The sequence below is a fragment of the Finegoldia magna genome (assembly GCF_018371055.1).
In the GTDB taxonomy this organism is placed as follows: domain Bacteria; phylum Bacillota; class Clostridia; order Tissierellales; family Peptoniphilaceae; genus Finegoldia; species Finegoldia magna_I.
Genome location: NZ_JAGYZD010000298.1, coordinates 1 through 1,808 on the forward strand (window position 1 = coordinate 1; position 1,808 = coordinate 1,808).

General features: G+C 26.8%; 2 protein-coding genes and 1 pseudogene. All 3 read right to left on the reverse strand.

Annotated elements, in window-relative coordinates; genetic code table 11:
• Positions 1 to 211, reverse strand: a pseudogene (locus KHW44_RS09280) (DUF3783 domain-containing protein); the annotation flags it as partial.
• A 9-nt stretch (positions 212 to 220) separates the two neighbouring features.
• Complete coding sequence (locus KHW44_RS09285) at positions 221 to 637, reverse strand: hypothetical protein (protein WP_304068793.1); 417 nt, start codon at positions 635 to 637, stop codon at positions 221 to 223.
• Between the two features lie 25 nt (positions 638 to 662).
• Positions 663 to 1,529 carry a hypothetical protein gene (locus KHW44_RS09290; protein ID WP_304068795.1) on the reverse strand — a complete coding sequence of 289 codons (867 nt, stop codon included), beginning with the start codon at positions 1,527 to 1,529 and terminating at the stop codon, positions 663 to 665.
• Between the last annotated feature and the right edge of the window lie 279 nt (positions 1,530 to 1,808).

A 1,808-nucleotide genomic window follows, 5' to 3' on the forward strand; every position in this document is an offset into this window, starting at 1 on the left:
TGAATTTATTAATCATAAGAAAATTAATATCCACACCTTCTTCAGCACATTCAATTTTGTCACCGTCTTCTTCTTTTAAAAGCACAGATATTTTAGTGCACAAATCAGAATCGTCACATTCGATTATTTCAAAATTGTGCTTTTCAGATTCTATCACCAAAAATTCTTTAATATTTTCAGGCATATTGTAAATTAAAATTGATCTAGCCATAAAACCTCCTTAAATACTCATATCTTCCCAATCAAAATCATCACTCAAAGGCTTTTTATTATAAAAGTCCTTGAACAAATCCTTCGTGTCTTCGACACTCACATCATCGACTATTTTCACCAAACTGTCAGATATGTCTTTCATATATTCAATATGATAGATACATTCATCAGCAGCAGGAATAAAAGTCGCTTGAATGAAACTTTCGCCCACAAATTCCAACGAGAAAAAGTAAGTCTTCTTACCAGATCTCACTTCCTTGTAATTTCTTAATGCATCTTCTGAAATCTTGTCTATCTCATCTAAAACTATATCGAATAGGGGAGAGTCGAATGTTTTTTCTGAAGTTTTCAAAATCAATTTACTATTTTGCTCTAAAAACTCATCAGTTCCACTAAAAACTCCCTTTTTCAAAAACTCAAGCATAAAAACCCTCCTTAAAATTATACATTTAATCGGTTAAACTAATAGTATACAATTCATACTTCGTTATGAAATTAAAACCCACACTTTCAACTATTTTTCTTTCCTTTTCTTCAACAAAAAATGTAGTATGTTTTTGATTATCTAACTTTGATGTATTCAAGCATTTAATCAATAAACTTCGCATTATATTTTCGTCAAAATCATCCTTATAATCAATCCCGAAAATTTCCATTAGTAAAGGCGTGTACACAAAATAAATACATCCTTTTAAAATGTTTTTTTCGTAATATAAAAAAATATTCCATTTCTTATTTGACTTTGAATTTAAAGCGTTGAAAAGTCTATCGGAATTCCAGTAAATATCACTTGTTTTATCATGTAAATTTCGAAAATCATTCCAATTCTCAATATTAACACTAACTATGTCTCCATCACATTCTAAAGGAGAATATTTTTCAAAATTTAAAGTGTATACGTAGTTTTCGTCAATTTTTTCTGAATCTATACTTTTTAAATACTCAATACTTAGTGTATTATCTGAAGGAAAACCAAAATAAATCGTATAGTTTGGATATCTGGATTTTGAAAATTCAATAAATTCTTTAATAGCTTCGTGTTGATTATTTTGAATATTAAATACATTAAAACCTAAATAATGGTCTTGTTCAATCCAATAAAAATCAATCCAACCTAACACTTCATCATTATTTATAAATAAGAGTATTTTTGAATTTGATTTCGAAAATGATGAATATGCTAATTTGTAAAAATCATTTTTAGTCTTGATACCATCCAAATAAGTTGGAAATGCTGAAGTTGTCAAATCTTGTGATAAATTATATGAAAAGTTCAAATACTTTTCTATATCTTTTAAAGTCGCTTCTCTTAACATATATTCCTATTTTCCTTAAATGATTTCTGTCATATATTAATGATACCATAAATCAGAAATTTAATAACGAAGAACATGAAAATAATTATTATAAAACAGCAAAATCAAAAAATGGCACAAAATATTTTTGATGCGAATGATAAATTTATAAATTTTTTTTAGTCCAATAAACTGCAAAAATGATATAATTATTATAACTACGAGGAGGTAATTTATGATTACAGAAAGATTAGAAAAGCTAAGAAAAAAAATGAGCGAAAGAAATATCGATGCGTATGT